Source organism: Brevibacillus humidisoli, assembly GCF_020923435.1.
GTDB lineage: Bacteria > Bacillota > Bacilli > Brevibacillales > Brevibacillaceae > Brevibacillus_E > Brevibacillus_E humidisoli.
In genome coordinates, this window is record NZ_CP087263.1 from 997635 (window position 1) to 1013048 (window position 15414).

Genomic DNA, 15414 nt, shown 5'->3' on the forward strand with positions numbered 1-15414 from the left:
TGACTATCAGGAGGCTGTTTATCAGATGAAAAAACAACATGTTGGGATTGTCGGTTTTCCCTGGGATGGCGGCGCTTCCCTGGGCAGACCGGGGGCGCGTTACGCCCCGAAAGCGATCCGCGAAGCGGCAGGATGGCTGCGCAACCGGATCGATGGCGGGAAAGTGTACAACGTGGAGAAGCGTAAGCTGATTCACTTTCACGAGCAGGAAATCATCGATTACGGTGACATCGAGATCGCCGCTTACAGTACGGAGACGACCTTCCAGAGCGCGGAAGCAAAAATCAGAGAACTGTTGGATGATAACGTGTTTCCCTTTATCTTGGGCGGAGATCATTCCATCTCGTATCCCGGGATCAAAGCCTTGCATGACAGCAGTACGGGCAACATTGGGATCATCCAGTTTGATGCTCACCTCGACTTAGTGGATGACTCGCCGGTTCAAGGCAGGTTTTCGCAGAGCAGCCAGATGCGGCGCGCACTGGAACTGCCGCGGGTCAAACCGCACCATATCGTGCAAATCGGCGTAAGAAGCTATAACTACCCTTGGTACGACGAATATCTGCGAGAGACAGGGATCGTACAGATCACAGCCAGGGAAGTGCACCGGATGAGTACCGCTGAGGTGATTGAGCGGACGCTCCGTGCATGTCAGGATGTAGAAAAAATTTACCTTACCTTTGATATCGACGTCCTCGATCCGGCCTTTGCTCCTGGTTCCGGCGCCAACGAACCCGGCGGGCTGACACCGGTGCAGTGCTTTGACCTGTTGGACGGTTTGTACCGTCACATAGACGCCATGGACATCGCTGAAGTGAATCCGCTGTACGATCCGCAGGAGATAACGGCCAGCATGGCAGCCCGGATCCTGTTTGATTGCGCAACGGAGAGAGTACCTGATCACACATGACAGACGGAGGCCAATCATGCAGCAATATCAGCATTGGAACGAACCGGAGGCAATCAGAACATTAATCAATCGTTTGGTGGAGGTGCCCAGCATCTCTGGCACAGCAGGAGAGACGCTGATGGCGGAGAAGATTGTCGAGATCCTGCGGGAGATCCCTTACTATCAGAAGCATCCCGAGTTGGTGATGAGTGTTCCCGTACCCGACGACCCACTAAACCGTACGACAGTGGCTGCTCTTTATCGGGGCAACCCCGTCAGTTCTAAGACCATCGTGCTGTTAAGCCATTTTGATGTGGTCGGGGTAGACGATTTCGGCTACATGCGAGAGTATGCCTTTCAGCCGGAGCTGCTGACGGAGAAGCTTCACCAGCAGTTCCGCGATGCCCTGGATGAGGAAGCGAGGAACGATCTGGACAGCGGCAGTTACTTGTTTGGCCGGGGCGTGATGGATATGAAGGCGGGCTTGGCTGTACAATTAGCCGTGCTTAGTGAGATTGCCCAGCAGGAAACATTTCCGGGCAATATCTTGCTGCTGGCCACGCCAGATGAAGAAAAAAGCTCAAAGGGCATGTTTGCGGCCGTGCCGTTTCTCAATCAACTCAAGCAGCAGCACGGCTTGGAATATCAGCTCTGCATCTGCTCTGAACCGAACTTTGCCGCTTTTCCCGGGGATCGATCCAATTACATCTACACCGGTTCGGTTGGGAAGCTGCTTCCCCTGATACTCTGCGTCGGGAGGGAAACCCATGCCGGTGAACCGCTGGAAGGATTGAATGCGGCTTGGATGGCAGCAGAGATGGTGAAACGGATGGAGCTGTCCGAACAGTTTGTCGATCGTGTCAACGGGGAACAGAATCCGCCCCCGACTTGTCTTAAGATGAGTGACCTAAAGACGCAATACGATGTGCAGACCCCCAATCTGGCCTATATTCTCTACAACGTTCTGACCCTTTCACAGACACCGCTGGACGTGCTGCACAAAGTGAAGCAGATTGCGGGCGAGGCTGCGGAGTGTGTCTACCGGGAACGGTTGCAGAAATACGAAATGTACAACAAGGATGTACCTACCCGCTCCAACCAGGTGTCTCGGCCAGCCGTGTACGATTACAGTGAGCTGTACCAACGAGGAATCGAGCAGTTTGGGCGACCGTTTGCCGAATCGCTAGACGGTGTACTGCAGGAAGGCAGAAAAGCAAACTGGGACAGTCAGGAACTGTCCGTACAAATCGCAGCGAAGATGAGTACGTTCTTTATCGAAGAAGCGCCGTTCTATCTGATCATGTTTGCGCCGCCGTACTATCCGCACGTCCATCTCGATCAGCAGTCAGCGGAGGAACAAAAAATCACAGAGGTCATCGAACAGGTCAGAAAAGATGCCGCTGAACAATATGGCGAAGAGATCCAGGTGCAGCATTTCTTTACCGGTCTGTCAGATGTGAGCTACTGCCGGATCTACAATCCGGAGCAAGTGGTACCAACTTTACAGAGCAATATGCCGCTGTGGGGCAACCAGTACAATATTCCGATCGATGACATCATTGCGCTAAACCTGCCAACCATTAATCTCGGTCCGTATGGGAAGGACGCTCATAAGCGTTCAGAGCGGCTGGAGCTGCACTATACGACTCGGGTGGTGCCCCATCTGTTGCGACGGGCGATTGATTACGTTTTTTCGTAGGAAAGGTTGAGGATATGGGTTCAAAAGACGAGTTGGCGTTCCCAAAGGAATTAATCGGCAGCAAGATTCGCCAGTATCGGCGAAAAATGGGTTTGACGGTTGTGGAGTTGGCGGCACGGATCGGTTTGAGTCAAAGTGCCCTTTCACAGATTGAGAGGGGATTGGTGAATCCTTCTCTCGATACACTGTGGAAACTAAGTTACTATCTCGAAATACCCGTATTTTCCTTTTTCAAGGACATCTCCCCCTCCAAGGTGCATATCACCAGGCGGGAGGAACAAAAAGTGATGACCATGCTGCACCCGAATGTACTCTACCGGTTAATCTCTCCTGCACTGGACGGAAAATGCGAAATGTTCGAATTGATTGTGAAACCGGGCGAGGTGAAGCATCTGCCTCAGTTGGCTCACCAGGGTGAGGAGTGCGGGTACCTGATTGAGGGAAGACTGGAAGTACTGATCGAAGATAAGGTGTACCAGTTGGAAAAGGGTGACAGCATTTATTTTGACAGTACATTGGAGCACAAGTTTTACAATCCGGAAGAGACTGACGCAGTAGGCATCTGGGTCATGTTTCCGTAGGTCGGGATTCCTTTTTGTACGGATGGGAGGAAAAGTGTATGGTGCAAACCAAGCAGATCATCGAACAAACGGAGCGGTATGGCGCGCATAACTATCATCCGCTGCCGATCGTGATTAGTCGTGCCGAGGGCGTATGGGTGGAAGACCCGGAAGGAAACCGCTATTTGGATATGCTGAGTGCTTACTCTGCGCTCAACCAGGGGCATCGCCATCCCCGGATCATCCAGGCATTGAAAGAACAGGCTGACAAAGTAACCCTGACGTCGAGAGCGTTTCACAACGATCAGTTGGGATTGTTCTATGAGCGACTGGCTCAGTATACCGGCAAGCAGATGATTCTGCCGATGAATACCGGTGCAGAGGCAGTGGAGACAGCGCTCAAGGCTGTCAGGCGCTGGGCGTATGAGGTGAAACAAGTTCCCGACAACCAGGCAGAGATTATCGTATGCGAAGGAAATTTTCACGGTAGAACGTTAACCGTTACTTCGTTTTCCTCGTCGCCTGAATACAAGCGTGGATTTGGACCGTTTACACCCGGGTTCAAGGTTATCCCCTATGGTGATCTGGAAGCCCTGGAGCAGGCGATCACTCCACATACGGCCGCATTTTTGGTCGAGCCGATACAGGGAGAAGCAGGGATCATCATCCCGCCAGAAGGATATTTGAAGGCAGCTTACAAACTGTGCAGGGCGCATAACGTCCTGTTTGTCGCTGACGAGATCCAGACCGGATTTGGTCGGACCGGCAAGCGTTTTGCCTGCGATTGGGAAGGCATCACACCTGATGTTTACATCATGGGCAAGGCGTTGGGCGGAGGGGTCTTTCCGATCTCTGCCGTAGCCGCCGATCGGGATGTACTGGGCTTGTTTGAACCAGGATCGCACGGTTCCACATTTGGCGGCAACCCATTGGGCTGCGCCGTGGCGATTGCAGCACTGGACGTCCTGGAAGAAGAAGAGTTGGCGACGCGATCGCTTGAACTAGGGAACTACTTTATGGATCAGCTTCGGCAGATGAAAAACCCGCTGATTCGCGAGGTTCGGGGGCGAGGCTTGTTTATCGGCGTAGAGCTTTCGACGCAAGCGCGGCCGTATTGTGAACAGCTGAAAGAGAGAGGCCTGCTCTGCAAAGAAACCCACGAAACGACGATTCGCTTTGCTCCTCCATTAGTGATCAGCAAAGAGGAACTGGACTGGGCTCTCGAACGGATTAGACAGGTATTGGCATAAGCTTTGATAAGCAAAAGCTCGGATACCGTGCGAAGCACACTTCACATACAAGAGTCCTGCGGCATAGTGCAGGACTCTTGGACGTAAAACCGGGTTTATTTTTTTGCATTCTGGCTGGCCTGTGCCTGCATCATAGACTGAACCTGACTGACCATCGTTTGTGCCTGAGCAATTTCTGTTGCCGCCTGTTTGAGGGCTTCCTCTGCCATTGTGGGGTTTGCAGATGACTGCTCAATCGCTTGGGTAATCATGTTTTTAGCCAATGAAGTCGAGGCTTCCGCCTTTTTTAACGAATCGGTATCTACCTGTTGTGGCATCGTTCGGTCCTCCTTGAGATTGGGATCGTAATGCACTGGCACTTCTATATCTTGAACACTGTGCAAAAATATTATGCAGCCCTATTAGGCGATACCATCGGATCATTGCGGATAGCGCAAGCCATCTCCAAAAAACAGAACGCGAATCTTGATGTATAGGTGAATGGACATGTTAGGGAATACAATGGCCAAGTCCCCTTCCACCAAGGGCACTTTTCCGCCAGCCGATTCAATTCGGTATGGGATGTGCAAGGAATCGAGCATGTCGGCGTACCGTTTGGCCTCTTTCCAGGGGACAGGAAAGTAAATCTGTTTTTCCATGTCATACACACTCCTTACTTTCTTCAGTATAGCCAAGGAACGTGCGACCTAAAAAGAGCCACATATCCTCTGAAGAAGGTCCAATTTCTCGCCAGAAAACCGCCCTGACAATTTTTCTTGTTATCGGCTTTCTCCTTGTGTCATGGGAGCAAATACGTCCACGCCAAGCGATTGCAGTACCTTCACGGCTTCTTCCACCGGCAGACGGGGCAGGCGGAACTCGTCTGCAAGCACTTGCCGGATTTCCTCAGCACTGCCGAGCAGGAGTTTGGAATCACTTCCGTCTTCGTAGCGAATCGTGAATACGTTGTTTCGCAAGGAGAGATTGCGCCGTTTATCCAACTGGAACAACTGACAGCGCAGCAGAGTCATAAAGGGAGTACCGGGCTGATTGGAGCGTTCGATTATCGGGATAAACTGGCCAAACGTTTTCGCATCGTCTGGGTGAAACAACCATTCGTTGCTGATCAGTTCATTTCGCCGATAGCGGAGATAACGGTACCATCCCTGTTGCTTTTGATCGGGAACCAAGCGGATCTGTTCGCCTGCAAATGACGAAAATTTTTGCTGATCCCGTTCAAAACGGACGGGAGAAAACAGTGGAGCGGCAGACCCGCAGTCCACAAAGACCCGTTCTCCAGGCAAATCGGGCAGTCTGACCAATACCGACATGTGGTCACTGCCGAGCAGCACGTAGTAACAGTCAAAGCCGAGTGCCTTGAGCAGCAGATAGAGGCGGGAGTTCAGCGTATAACAGGTACCGCCAAAATGATACCGCGACATATTGTCTACAAACAACTCGACGGGCGGGATAGGAGCAGCCATTTGTTTTCGGCTCTGGTAGTAGAGCAGTTTGCTGATATTTTCAAATGGAACCGTCACCAAATGGGCTCGACAGATCGCGCCCAGAAAGGAATACGAGGGTGGTTCAGGAGTAAGCCCCAACCGTTCGAGATATCGATAGGCCCATGCGGGAAGTTCGCTCTGACTCATGCGATGATCCCCTCCGTTTTTTCTATTATTATACACTCCACTTACATGGAACGGTTGATGGAAAGAGATCAATTGGTACTGTAAGGAACATGTCGAACGTTGTTGTGTCCGGGAGTGGAATCTGGTAGAGTAAAAACAATTACATATCGTCATGAAAATAGAGGTGCGCAGCGGATCAGTATTTCTTTTTTATATGGGGATGGGGATCCTGTGAAAAAGGAAGAAAGGCCAATGCGCCGAAGTTTGAGCGGTTCTCCCCAGACCGCACAAGCTGGGGTGTGCGTGAACAGCGTACGTCCTGTCATGGAAGGATACCCTTTCGTGGAGCGCTATTTCCGTTGGTGAACCGAGTTCTTACGGGAAAATATCGCAATGAGAGGCGTGCCGCTCATTGCTTTTTTACATGTTGCGATGGCCTACCCGTTCATGACGAGTAATCAAAAACAGAAAGAGATAGAGGAGGATGAAAAGATGAACATGATGGATGCCAATGAAATCATCAAGTTTATTCAAACCAGCGAAAAGAAAACCCCGGTGAAGGTTCATGTGAAAGGGGATCTGGAAGGCATCGACTTCGGTTCCACAACAAAGGCTTTTATCACAGGCAACGTGGGGATACTGTTCGGGGAGTGGAAAGAGATCCAACCGGTGCTGGAGGCGAATAAGGAGCAGATCGAAGATTATGTCGTCGAGAGTGACCGGCGCAACTCTGCTATTCCGTTGCTCGATACCAAGGAGATCCAAGCACGAATCGAGCCGGGTGCCGTTATTCGCGATCAGGTCTCCATCGGCAAAAACGCAGTGATCATGATGGGCGCGATGATCAACATCGGTGCCGTTATCGGCGAAGGAACGATGATCGACATGAACGTGGTAGTCGGTGGGCGTGGGACGATCGGTAACAACTGCCATATTGGTGCCGGATCCGTGATCGCCGGCGTGATCGAGCCGCCGTCGGCAACGCCAGTGATCATCGAAGACGATGTAGTAATTGGTGCCAATGCTGTCGTGCTTGAGGGAGTACGTGTAGGCAAAGGAGCCGTCGTCGCTGCCGGAGCAGTGGTGATCGAGGACGTGCCGCCTTATGTTGTGGTGGCAGGCACTCCCGCCCGTGTGATCAAACAGATCGATGAAAAGACGAAGTCGAAGACAGAAATCAAACAGGAACTGCGCCAACTGTAACGGCGTTGAAGGAGGAGCCGCTTTGGAGGACTGGCGTTCACTCGATCAGACCTACCTGATGTCCACCTATAAACGATTGCCGATTGCCATTGTCAGAGGAGAAGGCAACTATCTGTACGATACGGAAGGAAAATCATATCTTGACTTGTTTACCGGCCTGGCAGTCAGCGTATTAGGCCACTCGCATCCGGCAATCGTCCGCGCCCTGCAGCAGCAGGGTGCGGCTTTTCTGCACATCTCTAACATCTTTTTAAACACGCCGGCTATTCAACTGGCCCGCCGTTTAGTGGAGCATTCCATACCAGGCAAAGTGTTTTTCACCAACTCAGGTGCAGAGGCTACTGAAGCAGCGATCAAACTGATCCACAAGTGGACGGTCCGGGATGGTGGGCGGAGAGCGGGCATTGCCGTGTTGAAAAACAGTTTTCACGGACGAACGCTGGGGGCCCTGCGGCTCACCCGCCAAGCTCACGTTTATCAAGATTTTCCTAGCCCTGACATCCCTGTCTATGAGCTGGAAGCCAACGATCTGGACCAGCTGCGGCAGCTGTGCAGGGAAAACCGGCCAGCGGCACTGCTGATGGAGCCGGTACTCGGTTCAGGTGGAATTATCCCGCTTTCAGAGGAGTATTTGCGTCAGGCTGAAGAGATTTGCCGTCAGGAAGGCATCCTGTTATGCATGGATGAAATCCAGACAGGCATCGGCCGAACGGGAGAGTTGTTCGCCTATCAGCATGCGGGAATCACCCCTGATCTGATCCTGTTTGCCAAAGGGGTAGGCGGTGGATTGCCGCTCGGTGGTATCATAGGCGGAGAGAAGCTGATGAATCTGTTTGAGCCGGGTGACCACGGCAGCACGTTTGCCCCTTCTCCGTTAAGCGCGGCACTGGGCAATGCGGTCCTTGACGTACTGCTGGACGCAGAGTTTTTGCAGCACGTCCGAGACACCGCTGCCTATCTGCAGAAATCTCTGCAGCAACTGGTCGAACTGGAACCGAATCTGTGTCAGGAGATACGCGGCAAAGGCATGATGGCTGGCATCGTCATCCATGCTTCCCCCGAGGCAGTGCGTGAACTGCAGCAAGGTTTGCTCGACGAGGGCATCCTCGTTGATATCACACAAAAGACGATTATTCGCCTGCTGCCGCCGCTGACGATCACACAGCAGGAGATTGACCGCTTCGTCGAGACATTCCGTCGTTCGCTGACCAATCTGGGTGAAAAGAAAGGAATATGAGACGATGACATTGCCGACGCTGGTACAGATCAGACGAGACTTGCACCAGATTCCCGAACCGGGTTTTCAGGAAGTAAAAACACAGCGTTACTTGCTGGACTACTTGTCCGCTCTGCCTGCTGCACGGTTCTCGATCAAGACGTGGCGGACCGGTATCTTGGTGAAAGTGCATGGGACAAATCCGTCCCGGATGTTGGCCTGGCGCGCCGACATGGACGGACTGCCGATTGAGGAGGAGACGAGCTATCCTTTTCGCTCTGTTCACCCGGGCTACATGCACGCCTGCGGTCACGACATGCACATGACGATTGCTCTGGGCATCCTCACCCATTTTGTGCATCATCCGATCAAAGATGATCTGCTGTTTATCTTTCAACCGGCCGAAGAAGGGCCGGGCGGTGCACAGCCGATGCTTGCCAGCGAAGAATTGGCAGCGTGGCGTCCAGACGCGATTTTTGCCCTGCACATTGCCCCTGAGTATCCGGTCGGGACAATCGCGCTACGACAAGGCATCTTGTTTGCCAATACGTCCGAATTGTTTATCGAACTAACCGGAAAAGGAGGCCACGCCGCTTATCCGCACAGGGCCAACGACATGGTGGTAGCAGCCAGTCATTTGGTTACACAACTGCAGACGATCGTCTCCCGCAACGTTGATCCGCTCGACTCAGCGGTGATCACCATCGGCAAGATCGAGGGCGGGAGCAGGCAGAACATCATCGCCGAAAAAGCGCGAATAGAAGGAACCATACGTACCATGTCGATGGATTCGATGCAGAGAGTAAAAGAGCGGATTGAAGCGCTTGTTCAAGGAGTGGAAGTTGGCTTTGCATGCCGCGCCTCGATCGATTACGGTTGTACGTACTCTCAAGTATACAACGATCCGGCACTGACTGGTGAGTTCATGGAGTGGGCTGGTGAGCGCGAGGACATCCAGCTGATTGAGTGCAGTGCTGCCATGACCGGTGAGGACTTTGGCTATTTTCTGGCTGAAATCCCGGGCTTCCTGTTCTGGATGGGGGCCGAAACCCCCTATGGCCTACACCATGCCAAGATTGAACCAAGCGAGCAGACGATCGACGTGGCTGTCCGATTGGTCACCGATTACTTTGCCTGGAAGTCGGACCAAGCTGAATGATCTTCTGCATCAACAGTAGATGACTCATGTATGCAGGCACCCCTGGGTGTCTGCTGCTTTCGTTTTGTGTAGTGAATACGATAGGCCGTTACCCACAGTATGGGTAATGTTGGGAATTTTCGAAGTCACCACAACTTTTCCCCAGATCAGGCGTATAAACTAGAGGAAAAGAGTTGGAGAGTTTCTATGAGTTGAAACTCCCTTGGAACGGAAATATGCAATGGAGGATCTCGCCATGAGAAAGCAAATGTTAGTTGCCCTCACTACCTTGATGATGGTTGGATTGGCAACGACAGCAAATGGAGATGGCATCGTCAAAGTTTCGATCGGCAGCGAACAGCTTGGCGTGGAACTGCCGGCCTCAAGCGCTCGTTCTGTGCAGGAAGTTGTGAGCAAAATGGGCGGTTTTTCTACCTATGACGAGAAGTCAGGCAAACTTTCGGTAGTGAAACCGGATGTGAATATTTTGCTGGTTGAAGCGATACAGAGGACAGCAAAGGGGGATATTGTGTTCAGCAACCCAATCGAAGGTTGGCTGGACAAGGACATCCCGCGCAACTTTGGCGTGTTCGTCGAGGTTGACAATGCTCCCGCTACAGAAGAGCTTACTCTGAAGTTGGTTCTGGTTGGGCCGGACGGTGAAGTGGTCGATGCCAAAGAAAAGCCGCGCAAGTTTGATACCAGCAAAGTAACCAGTTTTTTCTTGTCCGATGTCTTTCTCTCCACCAAGCTGGAGCAATATGGCACCTACAAGGTACAGGTACTGATGAAGCGTGACGAAGTCTCTCCTTTTGTTGTGGTCGGGGAGAATCGTTTTACCGTCGGAAGGTAATCGGCTGGGAACGGTTTCATCTACTGCGCATTCGTGGTATAATGATTGCGTAACCTCGGCAAGACATATCTTGGAAAGGAAAGATGAAGGCGAATGAAGAAAAATCCCGCGCGATCATCGACAGATGAGGGCCCGAGTATACGGATTGCCTGGAGAGACGATCAGTCAATCATGGCCAATTGGGAGATGACGGACAGTTTTCGGCAGGAAGTGGAGCAGGATTTCTCCATCCCATTTTCGGAATTACCGCTGGTGTTGCGGTTGTATGATGTGACCGACCGTGAGGATATCAAGGAAGATGGTACCGATCTCTATACCGACTTTGATATCAACCATCTCTCCTCGGAATGGATTCTGTATGGCGTTACAGCTGGCCTTACCTATCGCGTCGATCTGGGGATTCGCATGCTAAACGGACGATTTTATTCGCTGACACGTTCTGAAGCCATATCGTAGTACGTCCACAGATGAATGATTCACAGGCCCTGAGCAGACAGGGTCTGTTTTTTTGTGATTGCTTGAGTAGCTGTTTGCCCGGATCATCTTATCGGCACAGAGCTTACTGAGTGATGCCGAGTCTGTAACCGTGGAAAAGTGCAAAAAAAGCGGCCCGTCCGACGTGGCAGGCCGTTCATGTTCATAATGAGTGCAAATCCTGACAGTAAGCTACGGTTTACGGGGTTGAAAATACTGGATACGTCCATTAAACAGGTGAAGCTCTGCCTTAAATTCCTTGGCCAGATATCGGCAGAACTCGTTCGCTTTGCTTTTGTCGCCGTGGGTTGCCGTCTCCGGCAGCGAGATCTGGATATAGTTTTTTTCGCTGTCCGCTGCTGTTTCACTGCCGACTCCCATGATGATGTATTTGTAGGATTTTGGATCCTTCCCTCTCAGCAAAAACCAGGAATCCTTCCCGTCTGCTGGCTCTTCGATATTGTAGGGAAAGGCAGCATCTCCATAATCCCAGCCCAACTGTTCACCCGTTTTTTTGGTCATCTCTATGTAGCGCTGAAGTTTTGCTTTCACGTCGTCGACTGTCGCCTTGGGGATGGTGGAGCCTTCTGCGAAGTAGATGTAGGCCGATTGCAGGTTCACTATAAGGTCACTCCTAATCTGACGTGTGATACATCATTTCTTCTCAGTATGAAGTGTAGCACTCCCAGTGCACTTTGACAACTCTTGCCTGCTTTGACTACGGACAGCAGCAGCGGGCGATGGGGCATCGGCAAAGCATTTGCTTGTGTTTTCAGAAAAGTGTACAATGTAATACAATATTTTATCTGTCATATGTAGAGAGAGAATGACGATGTGGGGAGAGGGAGTGTCCTAACATGCTAGGTTCAGAAGTACAGCAAGTACAGGAAGCATTGTACACGTTGCGGTCGATTAATGTTGTCAACAAGGAAGACTGGGAGCGTGCCGCCAAGCTGGTCGATCTCGATTCATCCGTCCAACTGAACATTCTCTGGATTGTCTGCTGCTATGAGGGTGTCCGCGTTACACAGATTGCAGAGTGGACGTTCTGGCATCCTTCGTCTATTGTCATTCACATCAAAAAACTGATGGATAAAGGATTGGTCACGATTGGCAAATCCGATTTCGACGGCCGGGTGGTGAACGTCTATCCAACAGATGCAGGCCGACAGGTGATCGAGACAAGTCGAAGCAGCACCACTTCCATCTTTCGTCTGTCACAGGCTATGGAACAGTTGAGGCAACGGTACAGCGAAGGTGTCGTGACGATCTTCTTTGAGTGTCTGACGTTTCTTGCCGAATCGCTCCATGGAACAGAAAAAGTTCGCTGGATCAAAGAGAGTGAGAGTCGTCTAGCGATGGATACAGAGCTTGTCCATCCAAACAAACAGACGGCTCAGCGTTAATCCATTTATTAGGCATCAGGCCCAATGACAGGAAGGCACTTGTTATGGTAAACTTAAAATAAACAAAATATTCTTGATTCAGATGGGAGGGGTATTACATGGACCGTTTTGACAATTTGTACGATTTAAGTGAAACGGCAAATGTTCGTTTCATGGGCTTCGTATCGGAAATGACGCGATACGATTTTGGGATCGTTTTTACACACCGGTTTTATGGAAAGCCGCTTGTCATTTGCATGCAAACGGGTCAGTCTACCCTTCTCAGCTCAGAGGATGTGGGAAATCCGTCGTTCTTGCAAAAAGCTTTCCGGTTGCCCTGTCTGGAGGAAGCCCAACAGCTGTCTGAATATTTGCAGGACCATTTGCCACCTATGCCTTTTGAAGAAAACCAATACTGACAACGTGATGCGAGAGGAGCAGGGGGTGTTGCCCTTCTGCTCTTTCGCTTTGTAGTATCATACTACGCGTAGGATCGATAATCTGTGAGGAATAGAAGTACAGGAGGGAGCAGCAGATGAAGTTATTTCGACGCAACTGGCCGATTTCCGAAGCAAAAGGCAGCGTTGTCCTGGTCCACGGAACAGCGGAACATTCCGGGCGCTATGAACATGTTGCAGCCTATATCAACCGATGCGGCTACGCGGTATACGCAGGGGATCTGCCAGGGTGGGGGAGATCGCCGGGCCTGAAGGGACATGTGGATACATTTCAAGACTACCTGGAGACGGTGCGTGACTGGCTGGATACAGCCCGTGCAGAAGCGGATGCTGCGGATATTCCTCTTTACTTGATGGGCCACAGTCTGGGGGGGCTGATCGCGGTCCGTTTGCTTCAGCAGCTTCAGAGGCAGGATCAGCTGAAGGTGAATGGTCTCATCCTCTCTTCTCCCTGTCTAAAGCTGCGTTTGGCTGTTCCAGCATGGAAGGCGCGAATAGCCGGTGGACTCAACCAACTCTGGCCCAAGCTGCGGATGTCGAACCAGATCGCCCCCTGGCAGGTAACCAGGGATGAGACCGTTCGCCGACAGTATCGTGTAGATCCCATGGTATACAATAAAGTTAGTGTACGCTGGTATTGCGAACTGCAGGAAGCGATGAAAGCGGCGATGGCCGAAGCAGACAAAGTGACTGTACCTCTATTGGTCCTGCAGGCTGGCGACGATCAACTGGTCGATCCGGAAGCTGTGGCGCTTTTCGTCAAGCAAGCAAAGGCGACAGACAAGACGTTTCAACTCTATTCCGGGCTGTATCATGAGGTGCTCAACGAACCGGAACGTGACCAGGTATTGACTGCCATCGGAGAATGGCTTCAGGGACATGAAAACTCCATTCGACAAATGTGACATACAATTAAAGTGCATTGAGCGGTTACTTTTTCCCTATTGACGAAAATAGTATGTCATATTATGATGAGTGTAACACATTCGCAAGGAAACGAGGCGTATGGATTCATGTCAGATGGAGGGATCTTCATGGGGACGATCGTATGCCAAAGCTGCGGTTCGATCATCACACATTTTGAATCGAACCAGGTGAAAACGCTTTACAGTGTGGCTGGCTGCAGATGCAGCAAAACAGAACAAGAGGATGAAGAATAGACGTATTGTAACAGACGCGCTGAGGCGCGTTTCAGATTGCAGACAAACTCCCTCGCTGAACGAACAGCAGAGGGCGTTTGTTTAATAATTTGATGAAAATACCGAAGGTGTTTTGATCCTTCACCTTTTGGCGACCTGATTTCCATAGCCAGGTCGCCATTTTTTTTAAGTTCATGGCAGCGAAAACAAGCATCGCCTGCATCGTGACCTTCTCCAGTCCTCGTAAGGTCGTCCAACGCATGCCATGCTTTTCCTTCATATCAGCGAATACACGTTCAATCGTTTCTTTCCGTTGGCTATAGATCTGTTTGTTTTCCTCGGTATGCCGGAGGTGGTCTACCTCTTCGAGGTAATCAGCCCAGATGTGGCGACTCACTCTCTTTGTGTAGTCTTTACTTTCCGTGCATTGTTTCAAAAACGGACAACTTCGGCAAACTTGAGAATTTGATCGATAGATACGGTACCCATCCTTGTTTGTTGTCTCATATGTTAAGATTTGCTCGTTCGGGCAGATGTAGCAGTCGAAATATTCATCATACACATATTCGTACTTTTTAAAAAAACCTTCTTTGGTGCGTGGTCTTGTGTAGGGCATAACGGGGCGAATCTGGTCATCAATCAGTGTTTTACTGATGTAAGGCGTCTTGTATCCGGAGTCCACCGCCACAGCCTGAGGTTGTTCGAACGTCTGTCGCACTTGATTCAAAACATCCTCAAAAACCTGACTGTCATGCACATTGCCTGGCGTTACCTTTGCGCCAAGCACAAATCCATTTCGATCACATGCCGTATGAAAACTATAGGCAAATACACGTTCCTTTTCCCCCTTTACAAACAATCCGCAATCCGGGTCAGTTGTGCTGACCTTCACCTCCTTCTTCGAAGTTTCTGTCTTTTTTTCAAGGGGCTTCTTTCCATGTGCAATACGATCCTGATTGATTTCTTCGTCCAGTAGCTCTTGATATTTCTTGGCTTGTTCTTCAACGATTTCTTTCACGTATTTATGCTTATTCGCACTGGCTTTTACATGCGTAGCATCGATGAAAAGCACGTCAGGCTTCACGAATCCATGATGTACCGCCTCTTCCAATATTCGAAGGAAGATCGACTCGAAGAGTTGAGTATTCCGAAAACGGCGAACATAGTTCTTGCCTAGGGTCGTGAAATGGGGAATGGGCTGACTGAAGTCATAGCCAATGAACCACCGATAGGCAACATTGGTTTCGATCTCTTTAATCGTTTGCCGCATGGAACGAATACCAAAAAGATATTGGATGAGAGCAATTTTGACTAAGACTACAGGGTCAACACTGGGTCTGCCGTTGTCATGACAGTAGAGGCTTTCCACTAAGTCATAGATGAATGAAAAGTCGATTGCATTTTCGATTTTTCGTACGAGATGATCTTTTGGCACCAACTCATCTAACGAGAATGCAGATATCTGATAACGGCCTTCGGCCTGTTGCTTATTAAGCATAATGCCACCTCCAAAAATAACTATTGAAAACGTAACATGTTC

At 50.7% G+C, this 15414-nt stretch carries 18 protein-coding genes and 1 riboswitch; of the genes, 13 read left to right on the forward strand and 5 right to left on the reverse strand.

The features are described 5' to 3' along the window. Nucleotides 1–25 precede the first annotated feature (25 nt). The 4 genes from LOK74_RS04910 to LOK74_RS04925 are packed head-to-tail and all read left to right on the forward strand — an operon-like array spanning nt 26 to nt 4398. Nucleotides 26–910: an agmatinase family protein gene (locus LOK74_RS04910; protein ID WP_230045471.1), complete on the forward strand. Its 885-nt coding sequence runs from the start codon at nt 26–28 to the stop codon at nt 908–910. 16 nt (nt 911–926) lie between these two features. Next, on the forward strand, nt 927–2588 hold the full coding sequence (locus LOK74_RS04915) for a M20/M25/M40 family metallo-hydrolase (RefSeq protein ID WP_230045472.1): 1662 nt from the start codon (nt 927–929) through the stop codon (nt 2586–2588). Nucleotides 2589–2602: 14 nt separating this feature from the next. Further along, nucleotides 2603–3169, forward strand: coding sequence for a helix-turn-helix domain-containing protein (locus LOK74_RS04920; protein WP_230045473.1), 567 nt, complete (start codon nt 2603–2605; stop codon nt 3167–3169). A 38-nt stretch (nt 3170–3207) separates the two neighbouring features. Then, nucleotides 3208–4398 carry an ornithine--oxo-acid transaminase gene (locus LOK74_RS04925; RefSeq protein ID WP_230045474.1) on the forward strand — a complete coding sequence of 397 codons (1191 nt, stop codon included), beginning with the start codon at nt 3208–3210 and terminating at the stop codon, nt 4396–4398. A 95-nt stretch (nt 4399–4493) separates the two neighbouring features. Here the strand turns inward: LOK74_RS04925 and LOK74_RS04930 are convergent, their stop codons facing one another. From LOK74_RS04930 to LOK74_RS04940, 3 genes are all read right to left on the reverse strand, one after another. Next, nucleotides 4494–4715, reverse strand: a complete 222-nt coding sequence (locus LOK74_RS04930) for a hypothetical protein (RefSeq protein ID WP_230045475.1) — start codon at nt 4713–4715, stop codon at nt 4494–4496. 102 nt (nt 4716–4817) lie between these two features. Continuing rightward, nucleotides 4818–5036, reverse strand: a complete 219-nt coding sequence (locus tag LOK74_RS04935; protein ID WP_230045476.1) for a hypothetical protein — start codon at nt 5034–5036, stop codon at nt 4818–4820. Between the two features lie 120 nt (nt 5037–5156). Continuing rightward, nucleotides 5157–6029, reverse strand: coding sequence for an arylamine N-acetyltransferase (locus tag LOK74_RS04940; protein WP_230045477.1), 873 nt, complete (start codon nt 6027–6029; stop codon nt 5157–5159). A 150-nt stretch (nt 6030–6179) separates the two neighbouring features. Beyond that, a riboswitch (Lysine riboswitch) is annotated at nt 6180–6369 on the forward strand. 131 nt (nt 6370–6500) lie between these two features. Here LOK74_RS04940 and dapD point away from each other — a divergent pair. The 5 genes from dapD (at nt 6501) to LOK74_RS04965 (ending at nt 10874) form a co-directional block, all read left to right on the forward strand. Beyond that, the gene (dapD, locus tag LOK74_RS04945) at nt 6501–7211 is read left to right on the forward strand and encodes a 2,3,4,5-tetrahydropyridine-2,6-dicarboxylate N-acetyltransferase (RefSeq protein ID WP_230045478.1); all 711 of its coding nucleotides are present in this window, start codon (nt 6501–6503) and stop codon (nt 7209–7211) included. A gap of 58 nt (nt 7212–7269) precedes the next feature. Further along, nucleotides 7270–8448, forward strand: coding sequence for an aspartate aminotransferase family protein (locus LOK74_RS04950; RefSeq protein WP_230046911.1), 1179 nt, complete (start codon nt 7270–7272; stop codon nt 8446–8448). Between the two features lie 4 nt (nt 8449–8452). Then, nucleotides 8453–9586, forward strand: a complete 1134-nt coding sequence (locus LOK74_RS04955) for an N-acetyldiaminopimelate deacetylase (protein WP_230045479.1) — start codon at nt 8453–8455, stop codon at nt 9584–9586. Between the two features lie 235 nt (nt 9587–9821). Further along, complete coding sequence (locus LOK74_RS04960) at nt 9822–10418, forward strand: hypothetical protein (RefSeq protein WP_230045480.1); 597 nt, start codon at nt 9822–9824, stop codon at nt 10416–10418. 93 nt (nt 10419–10511) lie between these two features. Continuing rightward, nucleotides 10512–10874: a DUF4912 domain-containing protein gene (locus tag LOK74_RS04965; RefSeq protein ID WP_230045481.1), complete on the forward strand. Its 363-nt coding sequence runs from the start codon at nt 10512–10514 to the stop codon at nt 10872–10874. Between the two features lie 210 nt (nt 10875–11084). On the opposite strand, the gene LOK74_RS04970 is transcribed toward LOK74_RS04965, so the two are convergent. Then, nucleotides 11085–11513, reverse strand: a complete 429-nt coding sequence (locus LOK74_RS04970) for a DUF1885 family protein (RefSeq protein ID WP_230045482.1) — start codon at nt 11511–11513, stop codon at nt 11085–11087. Nucleotides 11514–11749: 236 nt separating this feature from the next. On the opposite strand from LOK74_RS04970, the gene LOK74_RS04975 reads away from it, so the two are divergent. The 4 genes from LOK74_RS04975 to LOK74_RS04990 all read left to right on the forward strand — a co-directional run bounded on the left by LOK74_RS04975 (nt 11750) and on the right by LOK74_RS04990 (nt 13895). Further along, nucleotides 11750–12298 carry a MarR family winged helix-turn-helix transcriptional regulator gene (locus tag LOK74_RS04975; RefSeq protein WP_230045483.1) on the forward strand — a complete coding sequence of 183 codons (549 nt, stop codon included), beginning with the start codon at nt 11750–11752 and terminating at the stop codon, nt 12296–12298. 98 nt (nt 12299–12396) lie between these two features. Continuing rightward, nucleotides 12397–12696 (forward strand): DUF3055 domain-containing protein, encoded by a 300-nt coding sequence (locus LOK74_RS04980; protein WP_230045484.1) that lies wholly within the window; start codon nt 12397–12399, stop codon nt 12694–12696. 116 nt (nt 12697–12812) lie between these two features. Next, nucleotides 12813–13640 carry an alpha/beta hydrolase gene (locus tag LOK74_RS04985; RefSeq protein WP_230045485.1) on the forward strand — a complete coding sequence of 276 codons (828 nt, stop codon included), beginning with the start codon at nt 12813–12815 and terminating at the stop codon, nt 13638–13640. Nucleotides 13641–13769: 129 nt separating this feature from the next. After that, nucleotides 13770–13895 carry a GapA-binding peptide SR1P gene (locus LOK74_RS04990; protein WP_230045486.1) on the forward strand — a complete coding sequence of 42 codons (126 nt, stop codon included), beginning with the start codon at nt 13770–13772 and terminating at the stop codon, nt 13893–13895. Between the two features lie 31 nt (nt 13896–13926). On the opposite strand, the gene LOK74_RS04995 is transcribed toward LOK74_RS04990, so the two are convergent. After that, a complete protein-coding gene (locus LOK74_RS04995) occupies nt 13927–15372 on the reverse strand; it encodes an IS1182 family transposase (protein WP_230046894.1) in 1446 nt (481 codons plus the stop codon). Between the last annotated feature and the right edge of the window lie 42 nt (nt 15373–15414).

Coding starts and splice junctions, on each gene's coding strand:
- LOK74_RS04915 (WP_230045472.1), top strand. CDS start 927: ATGCAGCAATATCAGCATTGGAACGAACCGGAGGCAATCAGAACATTA.
- LOK74_RS04950 (WP_230046911.1), top strand. CDS start 7,270: ATGTCCACCTATAAACGATTGCCGATTGCCATTGTCAGAGGAGAAGGC.
- LOK74_RS04940 (WP_230045477.1), bottom strand. CDS start 6,029: ATGAGTCAGAGCGAACTTCCCGCATGGGCCTATCGATATCTCGAACGG.
- LOK74_RS04960 (WP_230045480.1), top strand. CDS start 9,822: ATGAGAAAGCAAATGTTAGTTGCCCTCACTACCTTGATGATGGTTGGA.
- LOK74_RS04930 (WP_230045475.1), bottom strand. CDS start 4,715: ATGCCACAACAGGTAGATACCGATTCGTTAAAAAAGGCGGAAGCCTCG.
- LOK74_RS04910 (WP_230045471.1), top strand. CDS start 26: ATGAAAAAACAACATGTTGGGATTGTCGGTTTTCCCTGGGATGGCGGC.
- LOK74_RS04920 (WP_230045473.1), top strand. CDS start 2,603: ATGGGTTCAAAAGACGAGTTGGCGTTCCCAAAGGAATTAATCGGCAGC.
- dapD (WP_230045478.1), top strand. CDS start 6,501: ATGAACATGATGGATGCCAATGAAATCATCAAGTTTATTCAAACCAGC.
- LOK74_RS04975 (WP_230045483.1), top strand. CDS start 11,750: ATGCTAGGTTCAGAAGTACAGCAAGTACAGGAAGCATTGTACACGTTG.
- LOK74_RS04990 (WP_230045486.1), top strand. CDS start 13,770: ATGGGGACGATCGTATGCCAAAGCTGCGGTTCGATCATCACACATTTT.
- LOK74_RS04980 (WP_230045484.1), top strand. CDS start 12,397: ATGGACCGTTTTGACAATTTGTACGATTTAAGTGAAACGGCAAATGTT.
- LOK74_RS04985 (WP_230045485.1), top strand. CDS start 12,813: ATGAAGTTATTTCGACGCAACTGGCCGATTTCCGAAGCAAAAGGCAGC.
- LOK74_RS04935 (WP_230045476.1), bottom strand. CDS start 5,036: ATGGAAAAACAGATTTACTTTCCTGTCCCCTGGAAAGAGGCCAAACGG.
- LOK74_RS04965 (WP_230045481.1), top strand. CDS start 10,512: ATGAAGAAAAATCCCGCGCGATCATCGACAGATGAGGGCCCGAGTATA.
- LOK74_RS04925 (WP_230045474.1), top strand. CDS start 3,208: ATGGTGCAAACCAAGCAGATCATCGAACAAACGGAGCGGTATGGCGCG.
- LOK74_RS04955 (WP_230045479.1), top strand. CDS start 8,453: ATGACATTGCCGACGCTGGTACAGATCAGACGAGACTTGCACCAGATT.
- LOK74_RS04995 (WP_230046894.1), bottom strand. CDS start 15,372: ATGCTTAATAAGCAACAGGCCGAAGGCCGTTATCAGATATCTGCATTC.